Source organism: Streptosporangium saharense (assembly GCF_014203715.1).
Taxonomy (GTDB): domain Bacteria; phylum Actinomycetota; class Actinomycetes; order Streptosporangiales; family Streptosporangiaceae; genus Streptosporangium; species Streptosporangium saharense.
On sequence record NZ_JACHJP010000001.1, the window covers coordinates 1,307,872 to 1,327,257 of the forward strand.

General features: G+C 71.0%; 18 protein-coding genes. 7 read left to right on the plus strand and 11 right to left on the minus strand.

Features of this window, described 5'->3' with window-relative positions:
• Nucleotides 1-91: 91 nt before the first annotated feature.
• The 5 genes from FHS44_RS06390 to FHS44_RS06410 form a co-directional block, all read right to left on the minus strand.
• A complete protein-coding gene (locus FHS44_RS06390; RefSeq protein WP_184712910.1) occupies nt 92-676 on the minus strand; it encodes a hypothetical protein in 585 nt (194 codons plus the stop codon).
• Nucleotides 677-791: 115 nt separating this feature from the next.
• A complete protein-coding gene (locus FHS44_RS06395) occupies nt 792-1,589 on the minus strand; it encodes a response regulator (RefSeq protein ID WP_184712911.1) in 798 nt (265 codons plus the stop codon).
• Nucleotides 1,586-2,734: a sensor histidine kinase gene (locus FHS44_RS06400; protein ID WP_184712912.1), complete on the minus strand. Its 1,149-nt coding sequence runs from the start codon at nt 2,732-2,734 to the stop codon at nt 1,586-1,588. The genes FHS44_RS06395 and FHS44_RS06400 overlap by 4 nt, the downstream gene beginning before the upstream one ends.
• Before the next feature lie 68 nt (nt 2,735-2,802).
• Nucleotides 2,803-3,147 carry an STAS domain-containing protein gene (locus FHS44_RS06405; protein WP_246435094.1) on the minus strand — a complete coding sequence of 115 codons (345 nt, stop codon included), beginning with the start codon at nt 3,145-3,147 and terminating at the stop codon, nt 2,803-2,805.
• A gap of 46 nt (nt 3,148-3,193) precedes the next feature.
• On the minus strand, nt 3,194-4,717 hold the full coding sequence (locus tag FHS44_RS06410; RefSeq protein ID WP_184712914.1) for an LCP family glycopolymer transferase: 1,524 nt from the start codon (nt 4,715-4,717) through the stop codon (nt 3,194-3,196).
• Nucleotides 4,718-4,781: 64 nt separating this feature from the next.
• Here FHS44_RS06410 and FHS44_RS06415 point away from each other — a divergent pair, with 64 nt between their 5' ends.
• Nucleotides 4,782-5,807 (plus strand): glycosyltransferase family 2 protein, encoded by a 1,026-nt coding sequence (locus FHS44_RS06415; protein ID WP_184713460.1) that lies wholly within the window; start codon nt 4,782-4,784, stop codon nt 5,805-5,807.
• 4 nt (nt 5,808-5,811) lie between these two features.
• On the opposite strand, the gene FHS44_RS06420 is transcribed toward FHS44_RS06415, so the two are convergent.
• Nucleotides 5,812-7,092, minus strand: coding sequence for a bifunctional cytidylyltransferase/SDR family oxidoreductase (locus FHS44_RS06420; protein ID WP_184712915.1), 1,281 nt, complete (start codon nt 7,090-7,092; stop codon nt 5,812-5,814).
• A gap of 155 nt (nt 7,093-7,247) precedes the next feature.
• Here FHS44_RS06420 and FHS44_RS41645 point away from each other — a divergent pair, with 155 nt between their 5' ends.
• The 6 genes from FHS44_RS41645 to FHS44_RS06450 all read left to right on the plus strand — a co-directional run bounded on the left by FHS44_RS41645 (nt 7,248) and on the right by FHS44_RS06450 (nt 13,193).
• Complete coding sequence (locus FHS44_RS41645) at nt 7,248-8,852, plus strand: CDP-alcohol phosphatidyltransferase family protein (RefSeq protein ID WP_184712916.1); 1,605 nt, start codon at nt 7,248-7,250, stop codon at nt 8,850-8,852.
• A gap of 10 nt (nt 8,853-8,862) precedes the next feature.
• Entirely contained in the window at nt 8,863-9,486 is a 624-nt protein-coding gene (locus tag FHS44_RS41650) for a DUF5941 domain-containing protein (RefSeq protein ID WP_184712917.1), read from the plus strand.
• A 103-nt stretch (nt 9,487-9,589) separates the two neighbouring features.
• The gene (locus FHS44_RS06435; protein ID WP_184712918.1) at nt 9,590-10,324 is read left to right on the plus strand and encodes a phosphocholine cytidylyltransferase family protein; all 735 of its coding nucleotides are present in this window, start codon (nt 9,590-9,592) and stop codon (nt 10,322-10,324) included.
• A 5-nt stretch (nt 10,325-10,329) separates the two neighbouring features.
• Entirely contained in the window at nt 10,330-11,370 is a 1,041-nt protein-coding gene (locus FHS44_RS06440; protein WP_184712919.1) for an iron-containing alcohol dehydrogenase family protein, read from the plus strand.
• A complete protein-coding gene (locus FHS44_RS06445; protein ID WP_184712920.1) occupies nt 11,348-12,115 on the plus strand; it encodes a CDP-alcohol phosphatidyltransferase family protein in 768 nt (255 codons plus the stop codon). The genes FHS44_RS06440 and FHS44_RS06445 overlap by 23 nt, the downstream gene beginning before the upstream one ends.
• Nucleotides 12,116-12,311: 196 nt before the next feature.
• Nucleotides 12,312-13,193 carry a glycosyltransferase family 2 protein gene (locus tag FHS44_RS06450; protein ID WP_184712921.1) on the plus strand — a complete coding sequence of 294 codons (882 nt, stop codon included), beginning with the start codon at nt 12,312-12,314 and terminating at the stop codon, nt 13,191-13,193.
• A 126-nt stretch (nt 13,194-13,319) separates the two neighbouring features.
• On the opposite strand, the gene FHS44_RS06455 is transcribed toward FHS44_RS06450, so the two are convergent.
• From FHS44_RS06455 to FHS44_RS06475, 5 genes are all read right to left on the minus strand, one after another.
• Nucleotides 13,320-14,270 carry a TIGR03620 family F420-dependent LLM class oxidoreductase gene (locus FHS44_RS06455; protein WP_184712922.1) on the minus strand — a complete coding sequence of 317 codons (951 nt, stop codon included), beginning with the start codon at nt 14,268-14,270 and terminating at the stop codon, nt 13,320-13,322.
• A 1,042-nt stretch (nt 14,271-15,312) separates the two neighbouring features.
• Nucleotides 15,313-16,146, minus strand: a complete 834-nt coding sequence (locus FHS44_RS06460) for an aldo/keto reductase (protein ID WP_184712923.1) — start codon at nt 16,144-16,146, stop codon at nt 15,313-15,315.
• Nucleotides 16,147-16,442: 296 nt separating this feature from the next.
• Nucleotides 16,443-17,645, minus strand: coding sequence for an MFS transporter (locus FHS44_RS06465; RefSeq protein WP_184712924.1), 1,203 nt, complete (start codon nt 17,643-17,645; stop codon nt 16,443-16,445).
• Between the two features lie 85 nt (nt 17,646-17,730).
• Nucleotides 17,731-18,552, minus strand: a complete 822-nt coding sequence (locus FHS44_RS06470; RefSeq protein WP_184712925.1) for an ABC transporter ATP-binding protein — start codon at nt 18,550-18,552, stop codon at nt 17,731-17,733.
• Complete coding sequence (locus FHS44_RS06475) at nt 18,549-19,253, minus strand: FadR/GntR family transcriptional regulator (protein WP_184712926.1); 705 nt, start codon at nt 19,251-19,253, stop codon at nt 18,549-18,551. The genes FHS44_RS06470 and FHS44_RS06475 overlap by 4 nt, the downstream gene beginning before the upstream one ends.
• Nucleotides 19,254-19,386: the final 133 nt, after the last annotated feature.

The following is a 19,386-nucleotide window of genomic DNA, read 5'->3' on the forward strand; positions in this document are numbered from 1 at the left end:
GCCGGGCAGGTGAGCAGACGCGGTGGCGGTTTACCCGAAGCCGGGTGGATCTTCCCCTTGGCGAGAGCGAGGGGAAGATCCACCCGGGGGGTCAGCCCCGGCGCCCGGACAGGGTCGCGTTGTAGGTGGAGTAGCCGCAGGGGTAGCCCCCGAAGCCGCGGATCGAGATCCGTCCCGAGACGGTGCCGTCGTTGTGGAAGGTGTAGGAGGCGCCGCCCTCGGTGGGGAAGTAGATGCAGCTCGTGAGGCTGCCGGTCGCGGTGAAGTTGTTCGAGCCCGAGGCGCTGATCCGGCTGTCGGGGGAGACGGTCGCGGTGTTGCCGTTGGTCCTGACGTAGGTCATGTCGAGGGCGGCGGTGCTGCGGAAGCAGGCCGAGTTGCTGCCGTACCAGATGGCGCCGACCTGCGGGGCTCCGCCGGGGAAGCCCGACTTCAGACAGACGTCGACGGGGTTGACGCCGTTGGTGGTGACACGGGTGACGGTGCTGCGCAGGACGAGCGTGGCGGAACGCCGGAAGCTCCTGCCGCTGACGGTGCCCGCGATGACGACGTTGTAGCCGACGGAGGCGCGAGCCGTACCCGACCTGTCGGCCGTGCTCGCGGTGGCGGGAGAGGGGAGTGCCGCGGCGATCAGTGCGGCACCGGCGAGGGTGGACGTGATGACGCGTGTGCGCATGTTGTGTGCTCCTGACGGAAAGGGCGGACCCCCAAGGGGGATTTTGGCGTGGCCACTCCACGGACGGCCATCCCCAAACATGGGGATGCCGCCGGGGTGAGGGAGGGCGGCAGGATCAGCACAGGCGCAGCTCCATCGCCCAGCGCAGCGCCGCGGCGCGGGGAGAGAGGTCCCTCTCCCCGGGATGGGAGGCCAGGTACTTCCGCTTGACCGCCTCAAGGTGGTCAGCGACGGTGCCCGGTCTGATCCCCAGCTCCCTGGCGGTCTCCTTCAGGCCGAGGCCCCGGCAGCCGACGACGGCGACCACGTCGAGCTCGCGGGGGGACAGGCGGTTGACCCTGCGGCGGCGGACGGTCAGGGCGAACGCCCCGGCGAGCGCGGCCTCAAGCGCGGCCTCGTCGGCCCCGGTCACGGCCAGGACCTCCTCGGGGCCGTCGCCCTCGGCCAGCGCGCGCAGCGCCGTACGTTGCAGGACCGACAGGTCGCCCGCGCCCAGCGGACGGGCCGTGGCGTCGTCGAGCAGGAGGGCGGCGAGCAGCGGGGAGACATGGTGACGGCCCGCGCCGACCAGGCCGACCGCGTGGACGTACTCCGCGTGGGTGGTGAAGCGCTTCTCCACGTATCCCCAGGCCCCCGCGGCGATCACGTCGAGCACCTGGGTACGGCCGGCGACCCCGGAGGTGGCCACCACCCGCCAGCCCCTGGAGGCCAGGTAGGCGACGGCGTCGGCGCCGGAGCGGCCCTCGGGGAGCGAGCAGTCGCAGACGGCCACGCTCCCCGGACCGCCCTTCGGCAGGGACTCCACGGCGGTGACCGGTTCGAGCACCGTGTGCCCGGCACGGCGCAGGGCGTCGGCCAGGGGATAGGACACGATCGGGTGGTCGTCGACGATCCCGACCAGTCTTTCGCTCACTCCCGGCCCTCCGGCCAGCGCAGGACGACCTTGGTGCCGCCGCCGGGGGGACGTTCGATCGTCCAGCTCCCGCCGTGCCGTTCGACGGCGGCGAAACTGCGCGACATCCCGCCGCCCCGCCGTACCGGACCCTCGGGCAGGCCGCGGCCCCGGTCGCGCACGACGACCGTCACGCCGTCGTCGGCCGCCGCCGCGTACAGGTGCACGCCCTTGGGCTCGCCCGCGTGCCTTGCCACGTTGTTCAGCGCCTCGCGGGCGGCGGAGGCGAGCACCTCGCCGACCTCGGGGGGCGGATCGTGGTGGACGCGCAGCACGTGGGTGAGTTCGAGGCCCAGGTCGGCGGCGCTCTCGGCGACCTCGGCCATCAGGTCGGCGAACGCCGTCGCGTGCTCGTCGGTGATGAACCGCCTGGCCCGCTGGGCGGCCCTGCGGGCGGCGCGGGCGGTCGGCGGGTCGAGCGACGGGCTGCCCGCGACCCGTTCGACGATCGGCAGCAGGTCGTCGTGGATCGCCCGGTGGGCCGACTCGCGCTGGCGCATCGCTTCTTGACGTCGTTTGTACTCGGCGAGCAGCTCCTGGCGCTCCTCGGCGAGCCGCTGCGCCAGCACGGTCTGGCCCGCCAGGTCACGCAGCTCCCTGCCGATCAGCACCGCGATCAGGAACCACAGCGTGAAGCCCAGCAGGTCGGACACCAGCTTCTGGGTGAGGTTGGGGTAGATGGAGACCGTCCACGCCGCGGCCAGCACGGCCACCGAGGCCACGGCCCTGCGGCTCCAGCCGAAACCGAAGCCGAGCACCGCGGAGGTGGCGAGACAGAAGGGCAGCAGGGCCGTCAGGACGACGTTGCGCTCGTGGGGGAGGGCGGCCCGCGAGCCGACCGTCATCACGACCACGCTCACCAGGACGTCCGCCCAGACGAGCGCCGGGTCGTGCAGGGTGCCGCCGCGCCACGCCCTGACCGCGAACCACACGGCCTCGACGGCCGCCAGGAGTGCCACGCAGACCGCCGCCCAGGGCAGGGCGAGCCGGTCCCAGGAGACCAGCGGGACCAGCAGGAACGCCGTCGTGCCCGCCCTGGAGTAGATGATCATCCTGGCCATGCGCCGTTCGGTGGCGGCCTGGACGTCGTGCCGGAGCAATTCCACGACCAGGTGACGTGTCCGGCCCCTTACCCGGGTTACCGCGTGCCCTGATCGTTATGCCCGGCAGGGGGTCAGGCGGCGGCCAGGGCCTCCCGCAGGCTGCCACGGGTCTCGAAGTACCGGTCGAGGTTGGTGATCGTCAGCAGGCGGGCGACCATGCCGGGCCGTACGACCAGGATGAGGCGGCCGTGGGCGTCCCTGACGCGGGTGAGCGCGCCGACCAGGACCCCGAGCCCGACCGAGTCGCAGAAGGGGACCTCGGTCAGGTCGAGCACCAGGCAGGGGCACTCGGCCAGGTCGAGAGCGAGGCCTATCTCCACGTCGAGACGCGGTGCCACCGCCATGTCCAGCTCTCCCGCCGCCCGGACCACGACGCACGGCCCCCTGCGCCAGCTACGAACCTCGAAAACCGTCATGACCATCACCTCCGTACCGGGTTCCCTGCCCGGGGAGGCGCCGATCTCACTTCTTGCAGATGTTCTCCGTCGCGGTCCTGGCTTCGGGGAGGTCGCTCGCCGTGGGACTCGCGGACGGGGTCGCCGAGGGAGTCGTGACGGTGACCTTCTTGACCCCGGGGTAGCGCTGTCCGACGACCACCTCGATCCGGTCGCCGAGATCCTCGACCTCGCGGAGCTCCACCCCCGGCAGCGCGGCGGCCAGGGTGCGCGCGGAGTCCTCGCGGCCGGGGCCGTACCGGACGAGGGTCTTGTCGTGGTCGCGCTCGCGCGTGTCACCGGCGGGCTGGGGGACCAGGAAGCCCGCCCTGAGCAGGTCGTTCCTGGTGCGCGCGCCCAGGCCCCTGATGAGGGTGCCGTTGAGCACCCTGACGGCGATCCGCGACGGCGGCACGGTCAGCGGCGTCGCCGACGGCTTCGCGGACGGGGTGTTCGAGGGGCTCGCGGACGGCGTGGCGGACGGGCTGGCCGTCGGCTTGGCGGGCTTGGTGAGCGGGTCGTCGGCGGCGATCCTTCGGAACAGCTCGGCCGCCGCCTCCTTGTCCCACAGCACGGCGGACTCGCCGGTCGGCGTCTTGTAGTCGACGTTGGCGAGCGGGACCGTCGCGAAGGAGACGTCGTCGGTCGAGACGTTCTTGAGCTGGTCGGCCAGGCCGAGCAGGTCCTTGCGGAGCGCGTCGTCCACGCTGAGCGTGCCGAGGGTGCTGTTGACGAACGCGCTGAGCTTGACCGGGTTGGCCAGCGTGCCGCCGCTCAGCGCCCGCTGCAGCAGGGCCGAGATGACCTGCTGCTGACGGTCGATGCGGTCGAGGTCGGAGCGGGCGGTTGCCCGGGTGCGGGCGTAGGACAGCGCCTTGGTGCCGTCGAGGGAGTAGTTGCCCGCGTCGAGCTTGAGCCCGGTCTTCGGGTCGTCGATGGCGACGGGGGTGCAGACGTCAACGCCGCCCAGAGAGTCGACGACCTGGATGAAGCCCAGCACGTTGACCTCGACGTAGTGGTTGATGGTCAGTCCGGTGGCGTTCTGCACGGTCCGCACGGCCAGCTTCGGGCCGCCGAGCTGGTAGGCCGCGTTGATCTTGTGCGGGCCCTGGCCGGGGATCGTCGTCCAGGTGTCGCGGGGAAGGCTGACCACGGTGACGCGGGTGTGGTCCTCCGACAGGTGCAGGACCATCATCGTGTCGGTGCGCTGCCCGCTCTCCCGGCCCAGCTTGAGCTGGTTCTGCTGCTTGCGGCTGAGGTTGTCGCGCTTGTCCACGCCGACGACCAGGATGTTCATCGCCCCGGTGGACTGCGAGCCCGGCACCCCCGCGTCGACCGACTTGATCTGGCTGCCCACGTAGTTGGTGAACGCCCAGGTCGTCCCCGAGGCGCCGAGCACCAGGAAGGAGAGCGCGCCCGCCAGGACCAGTCCGCGCCGCCGCGACCGGGCACCCCGGGCGGACCTGCGCTCACGCCGGGGGGCGACCCGGACCTTGCCGTAGGCGTCGCCGCCCACCCGCACCCCCGAGTCCTCTTCTCCCGACTCGCGCATGCGTCGCCCCCTAGGCTTGCTGGGTCGATGAGGTACCCGTCCGTACAGTAGCGTGAGCGACGCCATGAAGCAGTTCCCCGACTCGCCCGCGCCGGCGTCGTCTCCCGAGACACGCGTCTGGCCCCCCATCTCCATCGTCATCCCGGTGCTGAACGAGGAGCGCCATCTGCGGGAGGCGGTGCGTCAGGTCCTGTCGCAGCGTTACGACGGCCCGATCGAGGTCGTGCTCGCGATCGGACCCTCCAAGGACCGCACCCAGGAGGTCGCGGACGCGATAGCCGCGGAGGACCCGCGGGTGGTCGTGGTCCCCAACCCGACGGGCCGCACCCCCAACGCCCTCAACGCCGCCATCGCCGCCTCGCGCAACGGCATCGTCGCCCGGGTGGACGGCCACGCCATGCTGCCCGAGGACTACCTCAAGGTCGCGGTCGAGACCCTTGAGGAGACCGGGGCCGACAACGTCGGCGGTGTCATGGCGGCCGAGGGCGTCACGCCCTTCGAGCAGGCCGTCGCCCGCGCCATGACCTCCAAGATCGGCGTCGGCGGGGCGAGGTTCCACACCGGCGGAACCGCCGGGCCCGCGGACACGGTCTACCTCGGGGTCTTCCGCAGGGAGGCGCTCGAACGCGTCGGCGGCTACGACGAGCACTTCCAGCGGGCGCAGGACTGGGAGATGAACCACCGCATCCGCGAGACGGGCGGCCTGGTGTGGTTCCAGCCCAGGATGCGCGTCTCCTACCGGCCGAGACCGTCCATCAAGGCGCTGGCCAAGCAGTACTTCCACTACGGCCGCTGGCGCAGGGTGGTCGCCCGCACCCACGAGGGCACCATCAACATGCGCTATCTGGCGCCGCCCGCCGCGGTGCTGGCCATCGTCCTCGGCCTGGTCGTCTCGCCGTTCTTCTGGCCCGGCCTGCTGCTGCCCGGTGGCTATCTCGCGGCGATCCTCGCCGGGTCCGCGCTCACCGGCAGCGGACTGCCGGCCTCCGTCCTGCTCAGGCTGCCGCTGGTCTACACGACCATGCACATGTCGTGGGGCTGGGGCTTCCTGACGAGCCCGCGCAGGCTGGCCAAGCCGCCCAAGGGCTGAGCCCTCAGGTTCCGGTACGGCCCGTGCGCACGGTGGTCACCCGGCCGCCCGGCCCGGAGACGAGGACGTCGAGCGCGGCGCGGGCGACGTCCTCCCGCGAGGGGGCCGGTCCCTCGGGCTCGGGGACCAGACAGCTGACGCGCACCCCGTCGGCCGCCCACTCCTCGGCCAGCGCCTGGGTCAGCGCGACCACTGTCGCCCGCTGCACGGAGCGCAGCGTGCCGTACGGCGAGGCGGTGTGGAACAGCAGGTGACCCCGGCTTTCGCGGAGGTACGGCAGGGCGGCCCTGGCGACGTTGACTGGACCGAGCTGGGCTTCCGCGAGCACGGCGCCGTCGGTCTCGTCCAGGGTGCCGGTTGGCGGTGGTTCGGCCGCGTTCACGACGTAGTCGACGCCGCCGCTCTCCTTGGCGGCGTGGGCCAGGGCGTCCTCCACCCGGGCCGCGGTCGTGGGGAAGGAGAACACCACGGCGCCGTGCCGCTCCGCCAGCTCCGCCACCGCCGCGCCTTCGCCGAAGACCACCATCGTCCTGCCGCGCAGGGCCCGGCCGTACGCGGCGAGCTGGAACAGGCGCTCGGCGATGAACACGTCAACCGGGTGGGTGACCTTCATGTTGTGCTCGCTGCCCGGCACGACGTGGACCGGCACCTCCGGCAGGTAGCGCAGCACGACGCCGCAGTCGTCGGTCGGCGGCCGGTCGGCGAAGCCGGGGTCGGCGAACGCCCGCTCGTAGGCCTCCCGGATCACCGAGAGGCGGAACCCCTGCGGGGTCTGCACGCGCCGCAGCGCCGCCCTGTTGGGCACCTCGCGGACGACCTCCCCGTCCGGCCTCCGCTCGACGACCACGATCGTGTCGGAGGTGGGGATCGCGACCTCAACGGCCCGGTGGGTCCGCAGCGCCTCGACACACCCGGTGATGATGCCCGGTTCGAGCAGCGGCCGTACGGCGTCGTGCAGCAGCACGTCGCACTCGCGCCCCTCTAAGGCTTGCAACGCCCGCCAGGTGGTCTCGGTACGGCTGGCGCCGCCCTCGATGACCGCGCTGACCTTCGTGAACCCCCCGGCGGCGACGAGGCGCTCCACGTCCTCGGTGTAGCCCGGCGTCATCAGCACGAGGATCTCGTCGATCTCCGGCGCGTCCTGGAACACGGTCAGCGTGTGCTCGATGATCGTCCTGCCCGCGATCTCGACGAGCTGCTTGGGGGTGTCGAGCCCGACCCGCCTGCCGACCCCGCCGGCCAGGAGGACCCCGACGGTGTGCGGGCGTGGTTCAAGAGCGGTCAAGGTCTGCATCCTCCAACGGTCTGGATACGGCGAGCGTAACGGCTGGCCGTCCGATCCCGGGTCGCGGTCCCGTGCTACGCGGTCAAGATCTCGCTACGCTAAGTGGGCACTCCCCGATTCGTACGGCGAAGCCGTCGGATACGAAGGAGCTCCTCTTGCCCGATCCCGATGCCTCCGTCCCCTCGGAGGTTCCCCCGGACGACCCCTCCGGTGGCTCCTTCAACGACCCCGCGCCCGCGCCGAGGACGGCCACCGTCGTGCTCGCCACGACGGACGCCGCCCGCCTGCGCGGCAGGAGCGGCACCCTGCTCGACCGGCTGACCGGCCAGCTCGCCGGGCTGTCCACCGGGGACGTGCACGTGGTCACCCGGTCGAGCGACGTCATCCACGCCCCCGGCGGCGCCTACATGATCGGCTCGGAGGGCTCGGGCGGCCTGGCGGACGACCTGCGCAGGGTCGCGGGCGTCGCCCGTACGGCCACCGGCCCGGTCGCGGTGCTCGCCGGGAACCTCGTGGCCCACACCGAGGCGCTGGCGCTGCTGCTCGAACGCCCAGGACGTGACACCGGCGCCCTGGTCGCCAAGGACGAGGCGAACCCGCCCGTCAGGATCGACAGGGGGCTGGTCACGTCGGCGGGGACCTCCTTCCACGACGTCGAGGGGCCCAACGGCTCCTTCCGCGGCGCCTTCCAGGTCGGTGCCGACGACCTGCTTGCCTTGGCGGCGACCGCCGAGACGCTGGCCGACCTCGCCGAGGTCGGCAGGTTCGGCGCGATGGACGGCGCCGAGGCGGGCGAACTGCTGCTGTCCGGCCTGCTGCGCTCCGGCGTCGCCGTACGGGCCGTCGGGCTCGGGCGGCTGCGCTGCGACCGGGTGACGACGCAGGAGGAGGCGGACACGGCCCTGCGGCGCCTCGGCGAGGTGGACGAGTCCGACGCCCGGCTGGACGCGGCGATCAAGTCCGACGACGGCTTCTTCGCCACCTTCTTCGTCAGCTCGTGGTCCAGGCACGTGGTCAGGGTCGCCGCCATGCTCGGCCTGCGGCCCAACGCGGTCACCGGTGTCTCGGTCGGCCTGGCCGTACTGGCCGCCGTCTGGTTCTCCGCGGGCACCAGGCCCGCGCTGGTCACCGGGGCCGTGCTGGTGTACCTGTCGTTCGTGCTCGACTGCGTCGACGGTCAGCTCGCCCGCTACACCCGGCAGTTCTCGCCGCTCGGCGCCTGGCTCGACGCCACCTTCGACCGGGTCAAGGAGTACGTCGTCTACGTGGGGCTGGCCCTGGGCTACGCGGGGGAGGGCGTCTGGCCGCTGGCCGTCGGGGTGCTGATCCTGCAGACGCTGCGGCACACCGTCGACTTCTCCTACGCGGGCGCCAGGGTGGACGCCGAACGGGCGGGCCACGCCTGGGCCGGGGTCGCGGGCTCGCTGACCGCCAGGAGCGACGTGGCCGTCGCCGCGGAGGCCCCCCGGCGCCGGGGCCGCGAGCCGTACGGGCCGGTGACTCCACCCGCGCAGGCGCCCGCGCGGCAGGGCGGGCAGGGCAACTGGGTCGTACGGCTCTCGCGCCGTCTTGAGCGGGACTCCCCGACCCGCTGGCTGAAGAAGATCATCGTGCTGCCGATCGGGGAGCGGATGGCGCTGATCGCGGTGACCGCTGCCTTCTTCGACGCGCGGGTGACGTTCCTCGCGCTGCTGACCTGGGGGTCGGTCGCCCTGCTCTACACACTTTCCGGTCGGGTCGCCAGGTCGTTGAGCCGGTGAGAGGGGGATCATGGTCACCGTCCACATGACGCCGGTGCCGCGCGGCAACGTGGTCGCCTACCGCGACGACGGGGTGCTGTCGCGGGCGATGGGCGCACTGGTCGTCGGGCAGTTGCCGCCGCTGCCGCCCGTGCTGGTCGGCACGTTCGTGACCGGGGTGCTGCTGCTGGTCGGGGTCGCGGGCACCGACGGGCTGGCCGTGCTGGCCCCCGCCGTGGCGCTGCTGCTCGCGGGGCCCGGCAGCTCCCACCCGCACGACGGCCGCCTCGACTGGCTGGTGCCGCCGATCCTGCGCCTGACGGAGTACGGCTTCGTGGCCTCCGTGGGGTTCGCCCACGACGTGCCGCCCTGGTTGATCTTCACCTTGCTCGGCGCGATGGCGTTCCACCACTATGATCTTGTCTACCGCCTGCGGCAGCGCGTCTATCCGCCGCAGTGGCTGGCGACCTTCGGGCTCGGCTGGGATGGCCGGATGCTGCTGGTCGCGCTCGGTGGGTTCACCGGGCAGGTCACGCTGGTCTTCGCCCTTCTGGCGCTGTACCTGTGGGGGCTGTTCGGGTGGGAGAGCCTCACCTGCTGGCTGGCCGTACCCCGTGCCGGGGCGGACGCGGTCGACCTGGAGGCGCACGATTGAGAACACCCGGCAAACCTCCGATTACACGATCAAGGCCTGAAGGCAACTAACCTTTGGGACCAGGAGTGCCCGTCGAGGGGCTCACTTGGATGAGGAGTGCACGTTGCTGGGAATGGTGCTGGCCGCCGGGGCCGGACGACGCCTGCGGCCGTACACCGACACGCTGCCCAAGGCGCTCGTGCCGGTTGACGGTGACACCACGATCATGGACATCTCGCTGCGGAACCTCGCCGCCGCCGACCTCCGTGACGTCGTGGTCGTCGTCGGATACCAGGCGCAGGCCGTACACGAGCGCAAGGCCGAGCTGGAGCGGCGGCACGGTGTGAAGCTCACCCTCGTGCACAACGACAAGGCCGAGGAGTGGAACAACGCCTACTCCCTGTGGTGCGCCCGCGACCACTTCGACCAGGGGGTCCTCCTGGTCAACGGTGACACCGTGCACCCGGCCTCCGTCGAGGAGACGCTGCTGTCGGCGCCCGTGACCAGTGACATCCTGCTCGCGGTCGACAACGTCAAGAAGCTCGCCGACGAGGAGATGAAGGTCACCCTCGACGACGACGGCCACCTGAAGCTGATCACGAAGCTGATGGACCCGGCCGGTGCCGCCGGTGAGTACATCGGCGCGACGCTGATCCGCCCCGGTGCCGCCGAGCGCCTCGCCGACGCCCTCAGGGCCACCTTCGAGCGCGACCCGCAGCTGTACTACGAGGACGGCTACCAGGAGCTGGTCACCCGCGGCGAGAAGATCGCCGTCGCCCCGATCGGGGACGTCCCATGGGTCGAGGTGGACAACCACGACGACCTCGCCAAGGCGCGGGAGATCGCGTGCCGATACTAGCCAGGATGCTCCCCGTCCCCCTGACCATGGAGGTACGGCGGGGCGCGGTCGCCCAGCTCGGCACGCTGCTGGCCGACAGCAGGGTGGCGACCTCGGGGCGGGTCGCGGTGGCCGTCGGGGCGGGACAGGGTGACCGGATCGCCTCGGTCATCGCCCCCTCGCTCGGTGAGGCCCGGGTCTTCCGGGTGGCGGACGGTTCCGTCGACGCGGCGGTCTCGCTCGGCGCCGACCTGCGCAAGGGCGCCTACGAGGCGCTGGTCGGCATCGGCGGGGGCAAGACGATCGACGCGACCAAGTACGCCGCGTCGCTCGCCGGGATCCCCATGGTCGCGGTGGCCACCAACCTGTCGCACGACGGCATCTGCTCGCCGGTCGCCTCGCTGACCCACGACGGCGGCAAGGGCTCCTTCGGGGTGCCCATGCCGCTGGCCATCGTGGTCGATCTCGACTTCGTGCACGACGCGCCCGCCTCCCTGGTCCGCTCCGGGGTCGGCGACGTGGTGAGCAACCTGTCGGCGATCGAGGACTGGCAGCTCGGCAACGCCGAGCGGGGTGAGCCGATCGACGGCGTGGCCTGCGCGATGGCCCGCACCGCGGCCGAGGCGGTGATCGGCAGGACCGACTCCATCGAGTCCGACGCCTTCCTGACCGTGCTGGCCGAGGCGCTCATCCTGTCGGGGATGTCGATGGTCATCGCCGGGTCATCCCGTCCTTCGAGTGGCGGAGACCATGAGATCCTGCATGCCGTGGATCAGCTTTTCCCCGGCACCTCCAACCACGGCGAGCTCGCCGGGATCGGTGCGGCTTTCTGCTTCTTCCTCCGCGAGGACTCGCGGAGACTCAACCAGGTCGTCGAGTGTCTGCGCGGGCACGAGCTTCCGGTCACCCCCGGCGACGCCGGACTGACCGAGGAGCAGTTCACCGAGGCCGTCATGCTGGCGCCCTCGACCCGCCCAGGGCGCTACACGATCCTGGAACACCTGCGCCTTTCGGAGCCGGAGATTCGCGAGCGGGTGAGGGACTATGGCCGGGCCGTCGGTCGCTGAGTTCCGCGCGGTCGCCCAGCCGCAGTCGACCATGGGCCGTAACAGCGGCGAGCACTGGGCCGGTTCGCTGTACATGCGCAAGCTGTCGATCTACGTCACCTGGTTCCTCGCCAAGACGCCGATCACCCCCAACCAGACCACCTGGCTGATGATCCTGACCGGGCTGCTGGCGGGCGTGGTGCTCACGGTGCCCGGGTTCTGGGCCGCGGTCGTCGCCGCCCTGCTCGTCCAGCTCTACCTGCTGCTCGACTGTTCCGACGGGGAGCTGGCCAGGTGGACGGGCCATACCTCGATCACCGGCGTCTACCTGGACCGGGTCGGCCACTACTTCGCCGAGGCCGCCCTGCTCATCGGGCTGGGCTTCAGAGCCTCAGAGGTCCTGCCGGACTGGTACACGGTGCTGGGCTTCGCCGCGGCGCTCGGCGCCATCCTGATCAAGGCGGAGACCGACCTGGTGGACGTGGCTCGGGCCCGCTCGGGCCTGGTCGCGGCGACGGAGAGCTCGGCGGAGCAGTTCCGGTCGCGGGGCCTGGGCCTGGCCCGCAGGGCCGCGGCGGCGCTGAAGTTCCACCGGCTCGTGCAGGCGGTCGAGCTATCCCTGATCGTGGTGCTCGCGGCGCTGTGGGACGCCCTCAGTGGCGGTCTGGCCGCGACGCGGGTGCTCATGGTCGCCTGCGTGGTGGTCGCCGTGCTGCAGACGGCGCTGCACCTGGTGAGCATTCTGGCCTCCAGGCGGCTTTCGTGAGGAACCGGATAACGTTTCGGCGCGTCGTAGGTGCGGACATCCCGCTGTTTGGTGGGTGTTCGCCAGAGGTTCCGATACGCTTATTTCCCGGTAAATCAGGAAGTTGTACTGAAGCCAGCATTGCCCCACCCAGCAGACTCGGTGATCATGAAAGTATGCCCCGCACGTGCTCTCGACGCGTCAAGGCGATGACGCGTTGAAGATCTCGTGCGTCATCCTCACCATGGGCAACCGGGTCCCCGAGCTGGCCCGGGCCGTCGAGTCGGCCCTGAACCAGGTCGACGGCGATGTCGAGATCGTCATCGTCGGCAACGGCGCGGACGTGCCCGAGCTGCCGATCGCCGTGCCCGCGGGATCGGCGGCCTCGATCAGGACCGTCCGGCTCAGCCACAACACCGGCATCCCGGCGGGCCGCAACCGCGGCGTCGAGGAGTGCTCGGGCGACGTGGTCCTCTTCCTGGACGACGACGGCTGGTACGGCGAGACCAACGTGGTCTCCCACCTGCGCGAGCGCTTCTCGACCGAGCCCGACCTGGCGGTCGTCTCCTTCCGCGTGATGGACCCCGAGGGCGGCGTCGGGCAGCGCCGCCACGTCCCGCGTCTGCGCGCGGGTGACCCCGAGCGGTCCTCCCCGGTCACCACCTTCCTCGGTGGCGCCTGCGCCATCCGCCGCTCCGCCTTCCTCCAGGTCGGCGGCCTCCCCGAGCGTTTCTTCTACGCCCACGAGGAGACCGACCTGGCCTGGCGGCTGCTGGGTGAGGGCTACCGCATCGAGTACGACGCGCAGACGGTCATGTACCACCCGCAGGTCCCGCCGACCCGGCACGCGGACTTCTACCGTCTCAACGCCAGGAACCGCGTCTGGCTGGCCCGGCGCAACCTCCCCTGGCCGCTGGCGGGGTTCTACCTCCTCAACTGGATCGTTCTCACCCTGCTCAGGGAGCGTTCCCGTCAGGCGCTGCGCGCCTGGTTCACCGGCTTCACCGAGGGAGTGCGCGAGCCCGCGGGCGAACGCCGCCCGATGGGCTGGAAGACCGCCTGGCGCATGCTCCGCCTCGGCCGCCCCCCGATCGTCTGATCCTGGTTCCCGTGTAGCCCCTGTGTGCTCGTTCACCTCACGTGGCGGGGGTGCTGACGGACAGGGGGCCGGGGTTCGTCACGGTCTCGGTGATCGGCCTGTTCGGGAACGTTCTTGGTGCGAGTACTACCTCCGGGGGCTCGACTCGGTCGGGAGGTCCTCACCGGGACTTGTCGCGTTGGGGTGGGCGGTGAGCAGGGGGGCGAGGCGTTCGAGCTGATCTACGGCGGAGACCAGGTCTGCTGTCAGGGGATGTACGAGGACGTGGTCGGCGCCCGCCTCCAGGTGGGCGTTGAGCCTCGTGGCGACGGCTGTCTCGTCTCCCCAGGCCAGGATGGCGTCGATGAGCCGGTCGCTGCGTTCGCCCGCGAGGTCGTCGTCCCCGTAGCCCAGGCGCCTGTAGTTGACGGTGTAGGGGGTCTCGACGTCGCGGAACCGGGCCGGGGTCAGGGCGCGCATCCGGGCCCTGGCCGACACGGGGTCGGTGTCCAGGACGACCGCCTGGTGGGGGATCAGCAGCTTGTCGGACCCCAGGTGCTCGCGTGCGATCGCGGTGTGTTCGACCGGCTGGAGGAACGGGTGCACGCCGTCGGTGCGGTTGACGGCGAGCCGGTGCGCCTGGGGTCCCAGGGCGGCCAGGACGCGGGGATAGTCGATCTCGGGCAGCACCGTCGTGGCGGCGGTCTCCATCGCCTCCAGGTAGTCCCGCAGGACGCGTAGCGGGCGGTCGCCGCCGTGCCCGCCGAGTCCGAGGACGAACCGTCCGGGGTAGGCCTCGGCGAGGGTGGCGGCACCGCTGTGCGTGGCGAGGGGGTCGCGCGTCCGGATGTTCGCCACACCGGTCCCGACGACGATTCGTTCGGTCGCGGCCAGCATCACGGCGTGCTGGGTGAACACCTCACGCCCGGCACCGGGGCTGTCCGCCGGAGGTTCGCCACTCCACAGCGAGCCGTAGCCGAGCCGTTCGACGCGGGCGAACTGCTCGCGCTGCACGCTGATGGGGGTCTTCAGCAGGATGGGCGGGGATATCCAGACGCCGAACCGGCCCAGTCTCCGACGTGTCTCTTCCACGGTCACGATCGCTTCCCTCCGGGGGACGGCCTTTTGAGGGAGGCCGTGTGGGTTATTCGGAGCGCTGCTCCGCTTTATGTGCGCAACGATACGGAGCTGTCCTCCGTTTGGCAATCGGTGTATTCCGGGGTGGTGGTCCTTTCCGCAGGCCGTGTCTCCTGGGCGGAGCGTTCGTGGCCAGGGGCGTTCTTGGATGAAGAGGCGTGTTCGTGGCGCGGAGAGGGTGTGCCTTGGAGGGGAAGGTGTGCTCCTGGGCGAGTGCGCGAGGCCTTGGAGATGCGTTTCTGGCGCGGGAGGCGTGGGCTTGCGGGTGGGCGGGCTCGAACGGGTCGATCAGGGCGCGGTGGTGACGCCGGGGCAGCAGTTGGGCGCCCACCTCGAAGCCGAGCGCGTCCCCCTTCGCTTTGCCTCCCTTGGTGATCTTCCATTCCAGGAGACGTGTGCTCGGAGCGGAGGTGCATGCCTGGGACGAGAGGCGCGTACCTGGAGCGAGGGGCACCTCTCTGAAGTGAGGGACACGTGCCTGGGCCGAGGGGCATCTCTGGAGTGAGAAGCGTGTTCCCGGGGCGATGGGCGCGTTCCTGGAACGGGAAGTGTGTGCCTGGAGCGGAGAGGACGCATCCCGGAGCGAGGGGCGCCTTTCAGCGTGGGAGGCGGCACGCCGCCATGCACGGCGTCGCTCCTTGCTCTTCCGGACTTGACGCGCCATCACGCTTGACGCGCCATCACGAAGGAACCGCGAGTCCGGGAACGCTGATGGGCGCGGTATCGGCGATCGTGGAAACTCCACGAAGGATCCACCCCCTGGTGTGCCCTTCACGTGATGGCCGTCCTCATGTCTCGGCCACCACGCTCACCACCCCCATGGACGCGACCGGCGGAATGCGCGTCCTCAGGAGAGGCCCGACAGAAAGCCCTTGGGAAAAGGGAGAAGCGACGCGCCGGTGACGACCGTCCGGCCGGGCGGCCGTCACCGTTGTGACCTGCCGACGTGGCCGCCCCTGGAGCCGGACCGCCCCAAAGAAGCCACGGGTCACCGCACGCGGGATCAGGGGATCCAGTTGAAGGTGTCCGGGTCGGGGCCGACGCGTTCGTCGCGGTTGAGGGCCGAGATCTCGTTCATCTCCTCCTCGGACAGGTCGAAGTCGAAGATGTGGAAGTTCTCCTCCATGCGCTCGACGTTGACCGACTTGGGGAAGACGATGTCGCCCCGCTGGATGTGCCAGCGCAGTGTCACCTGGGCGGGTGTCCTGCTGTGCCGTTCGGCGATCCGGATGATCGTCGGGTCGTGGAGCACCTTGCCCTGTGCGATCGGAGACCAGGCCTCGGTGGCGATGTCGTGTTCGGCGTCGAATGCCCTGACCTCGTCCTGGGTGAGGTACGGGTGCGCCTCGACCTGGTTGACGGCGGGCACGGTCTCGGTCTCTTCCAGGAGTCTGCGCAGGTGGCTCGTCTGGAAGTTGGAGACGCCGATGGCCCTGGCGCGTCCCGAGCCGTAGATCTCCTCCAGGGCCCTCCAGGTCTCCACGAAGCCGCCGACGGCGGGCAGCGGCCAGTGGATGAGGAACAGGTCCAGGTAGTCGAACCCCAGGTCCTCCAACGTCCGGTCGAACGCCTTCAGCGCGTCGTCGTGGGCGTGGAAGCCGTTGTTCAGCTTGCTCGTGACGAACACCTCGCCCCGGTCGAGACCGGACTCCCTGATCGCCTCCCCGACCTGCTTCTCGTTGCCGTACATCTCGGCGGTGTCGATGTGCCGGTAACCGACGTCGAGCGCGGCCAGCACCGCCACCTTCGTCTCGGCGGGTTTGATCTGGTAGGTCCCGAAACCCAGCTGCGGGATCTCGACGCCGTTGTTCAACCTGATGGTGGGTACCGAAGCCATTCGATCTCCCCCTGGTGTCTGGTGTGTTGAGCCCCAAGCATGCGGTACCCGGCCTCGTCCCGTTTAACAGGTCAAAAGGCGTGTCGCCCGACATATCCACCAAGCGCCGCGACCCCGCTGACCAGGAGATAAGGAACAAATTTTCCTTAAGTGGTGATAAGTGAACCGAACCGGGAAGGGATCCGGCACCCAAGGGCGGGGAAGAGCCCCCGGGCCGTGAGGTCCGCCGAGCCGTACGAGGGCGGTGCCGGTGGTTGCCAGGCCCGGGGGTTCCGCACTTTCTGGGACCCCAGGTGTCATGCGGCGGGTTCCGCCACGGGACGGGGAGCTTGGACGAGACCGGAGGGCTCGGGGAGCCTCAGCGTGAGCAGGACGGCCACGGCCAGGACCGCGATGAGGGTCGCCAGCACGGTGTGCACTCCCCAGGCGTCGGCCAGGGCGCCGAAGGCGGGGGAGAGCAGGCCGCCGACCGACAGGGTTAGCCCCAGGGTGAGGCCGCTGGCCGTTCCCACCCGGTTGGGAAGGTAGTCCTGGGCCAGGGTGACCTGGGCGGCGAAGGGCACGAACAGGGCGGTGCCGAACAGCAGCGTGCAGCACAGCACCCCCGCCAGGCTGGGCACGAGCACCACGCCCGCCACCGCGAGCGCGGCCGTCAGGTAACCGAGGCGGATCGTGCTCAGCCGCCCCCGCCGCTCGGCGAGCCATCCGCCAACGAGGGTGCCGACCACGCCGCCCGCGGTGAACGCGGTGAGCGTGGCCGCCCCGGTCGCGGTCGAGACGTGGAAGCGGCCGATGACGTTCAGGGCGGCGAACGAGCCCATCACGACGTAGGGGACCGACCAGAAGACCGCCAGGGCCGACAGCCAGCCGAATGCCCGCCAGTCGTCGCGCCCCGTGACCCCGGCCGCGCTCACCGAGGCGGCCGAGGCGGAAGGGACGGAGCCGGAGGCGCGGGGAGAGCGCCGTGCCAGGAGGTAGCCGACCCCGGCCACCACGGCGGGCACGGCCAGCAGCCAGGTGCCCCGGGTGCCCGCGGCGTTGAGGATGAGGGCGACGAACAGCGGGGCGAGCGCGACCCCGACGTTGCCGCCGACGGAGAAGATGCCCATCGAGCGCGCGGAGCCGCCGCCGACGACCCGCGCCGCCTTGGCCGCGGCCGGGTGGTAGGCGGCCACGCCCAGACCGGAGAGGGCGATGGCGAGCCACGTCCACGCGTAGTCGTCGACCAGGCCGGACAGGCCGACCCCGAGACCGGCCGCCATCATGCCCACGGCGACCAGCCAGCCCATCGGACGGCGGTCGATGACCACGCCGAACAGCGGCTGCACGACGCTGGACAGGCCGGTGGCGGCCACGATGATCCCCGTGACCAGCGCGTAGCTGTAACCGCGCTCGGCCACCAGGAAGGGGAGCAGGGCGGGGACGGCTCCCTGGTACATGTCGTTGACCCCGTGGGTGACCGTGAGCAGCCCCAGGGCCCTGTTGTTCTTCACTTCCATGTCTTTCTCATAAGAAGAGAGGACTGACATCAGACCTCAGACGACTTGCGGCAGTGATCTTCCCCGATGGAACCGGGGAAGAAGGTCAGGAGGCCGTCACCAGGGTGGCGGCCTTGGCGCTCCAGCGGCCCTCACCGCGGGTGATCCGCACCGGATGGTCGAAGCACGCGCTGATCAGGTCGGTCGTCAGGACGTCGTCAACGGGACCCGAGGCCAGGCAGTGGCCCTTCCTGAGCAGCATCGCGTGGGTGGTGCTCGCGGGGAGCTCCTCCAGGTGATGGGTGACCAGGACCGTGGCCAGCGAGGGATGCTCGTGCCTGAGGGCGTCGATGCTGCCCAGGAGCTGCTCGCGGGCGGCCAGGTCCAGCCCCGTGGCGGGCTCGTCGAACAGCAGCAGCCGTGGGCTGGGCATGAGCGCCCTGGCGATCAGGGCCCGGCCGCGCTCGCCCTGGGAGAGCGTCGGCCAGCGCGCCTCACCCCTGGAGCCCATGCCCAGCAGCTCGATCAGGTGGTCGGCGCGCCGTGACTCCTCCTCGGTCGGCTCCCAGCGGGGCACGAGCGCGATGGTGTTCGTCAGGCCGGTCAGGACGACCTCCCTGACTTGCAGCGGGGAGTCGGGGGCGTGACGCGGATCGACGTGGCCCAGGTAGGAGCGCAGCTCCCGCATGTCGACCCGGCCCAGCCTGCGCCCGAGCACCTCGACGACGCCACGGGTGGGGTGGGTGACCGCGCCCAGCAGGTTGAGCAGCGTGCTCTTGCCCGCGCCGTTGGCGCCGAGCAGGGCCCAGTGCTCGCCCCTGCGCACCGTCAGGGAGATCTGCCGCAGCAGGTGGTTGCCGTCGCGCACGACGTCGACCTCCTGCGCGCGCAGGACGGGCCCGTTGCCCGAGGGGTGGGAGACGATCATCGGTCGGCCATCTCCGCCCTGATGAAGGCCATCGTGCCCTCCAGGTTGTCGGCCGTCGCGGCCACCGCGGCCTCGGCGTCGCCACGCTCCAGTGCTTCGAGCACGGCGGCGTGGGCACACGAGACGTCGGGCAGGGCGGCCTCGTGGGTGACCATCTCGATCAGCGCCGCGCGCAGCACGGGACGCACCACGTCGAACAGGCCGACCAGCACGGCGTTGCCGGAAAGCTCCACGATCGCGTGGTGGAAGTCCAGATCGGCGTCCACGAAGGCCGCGGGGTCGCCGCCGACCCGCTCCTGACGCTCGCGCAGGCTCGCCCGTAGCCGCTCGACGTCCTCGGGGCGGATGCGTCGCGCGGCGAGCCTGGCGGCCTCGACCTCAAGCGCCCTGCGCACCTCGTAGGCCTCAAGCAGCCTGGCCCTGCGCAGGAGCTGGCGCACGTCGGGCCCCTCGTGGGGGATCGTGGACAGGTCCGTGACGAACGTGCCGGAGCCGTGCCGTACGTCAACAAGACCGTCACGGGCCAGCAGGCGGATGGCCTCGCGCACCGAGGAGCGGCCGACACCGAGCTCCTCGGCCAGCCGCACCTCGCTGGGCAGCCGTTCACCGGCCTTCCACCGCTGCTCCCTGAGCAGCTCGCGCAGCAGACTCTCCAGTTGCGGCACGACGGGTCCGTGCCGCAGGCCGGGCGACTCGGCCATCTCCCACCTCCCGGGGGCTTTCCTTCGACACCAGGACCATAGCAGGTCCTCAGACCTCTGATGACCTGAAAGGAACTGGGAACCAGGAGGGAAGCCGCACGGGGCTGGACGAATCGCTAGAGTTCGGAATCCG

What these genes read in the sequence shown, in the direction of transcription:
- FHS44_RS06460 (WP_184712923.1), bottom strand. Translation starts at nt 16,146, where the DNA reads ATGGCTTCGGTACCCACCATCAGGTTGAACAACGGCGTCGAGATCCCG.
- FHS44_RS06465 (WP_184712924.1), bottom strand. Translation starts at nt 17,645, where the DNA reads ATGGAAGTGAAGAACAACAGGGCCCTGGGGCTGCTCACGGTCACCCAC.
- FHS44_RS06390 (WP_184712910.1), bottom strand. Translation starts at nt 676, where the DNA reads ATGCGCACACGCGTCATCACGTCCACCCTCGCCGGTGCCGCACTGATC.
- FHS44_RS06470 (WP_184712925.1), bottom strand. Translation starts at nt 18,552, where the DNA reads ATGATCGTCTCCCACCCCTCGGGCAACGGGCCCGTCCTGCGCGCGCAG.
- FHS44_RS06405 (WP_246435094.1), bottom strand. Translation starts at nt 3,147, where the DNA reads ATGACGGTTTTCGAGGTTCGTAGCTGGCGCAGGGGGCCGTGCGTCGTG.
- FHS44_RS06445 (WP_184712920.1), top strand. Translation starts at nt 11,348, where the DNA reads ATGGCCGGGCCGTCGGTCGCTGAGTTCCGCGCGGTCGCCCAGCCGCAG.
- FHS44_RS06440 (WP_184712919.1), top strand. Translation starts at nt 10,330, where the DNA reads ATGCTCCCCGTCCCCCTGACCATGGAGGTACGGCGGGGCGCGGTCGCC.
- FHS44_RS06475 (WP_184712926.1), bottom strand. Translation starts at nt 19,253, where the DNA reads ATGGCCGAGTCGCCCGGCCTGCGGCACGGACCCGTCGTGCCGCAACTG.
- FHS44_RS06410 (WP_184712914.1), bottom strand. Translation starts at nt 4,717, where the DNA reads ATGCGCGAGTCGGGAGAAGAGGACTCGGGGGTGCGGGTGGGCGGCGAC.
- FHS44_RS06415 (WP_184713460.1), top strand. Translation starts at nt 4,782, where the DNA reads ATGAAGCAGTTCCCCGACTCGCCCGCGCCGGCGTCGTCTCCCGAGACA.
- FHS44_RS41650 (WP_184712917.1), top strand. Translation starts at nt 8,863, where the DNA reads ATGGTCACCGTCCACATGACGCCGGTGCCGCGCGGCAACGTGGTCGCC.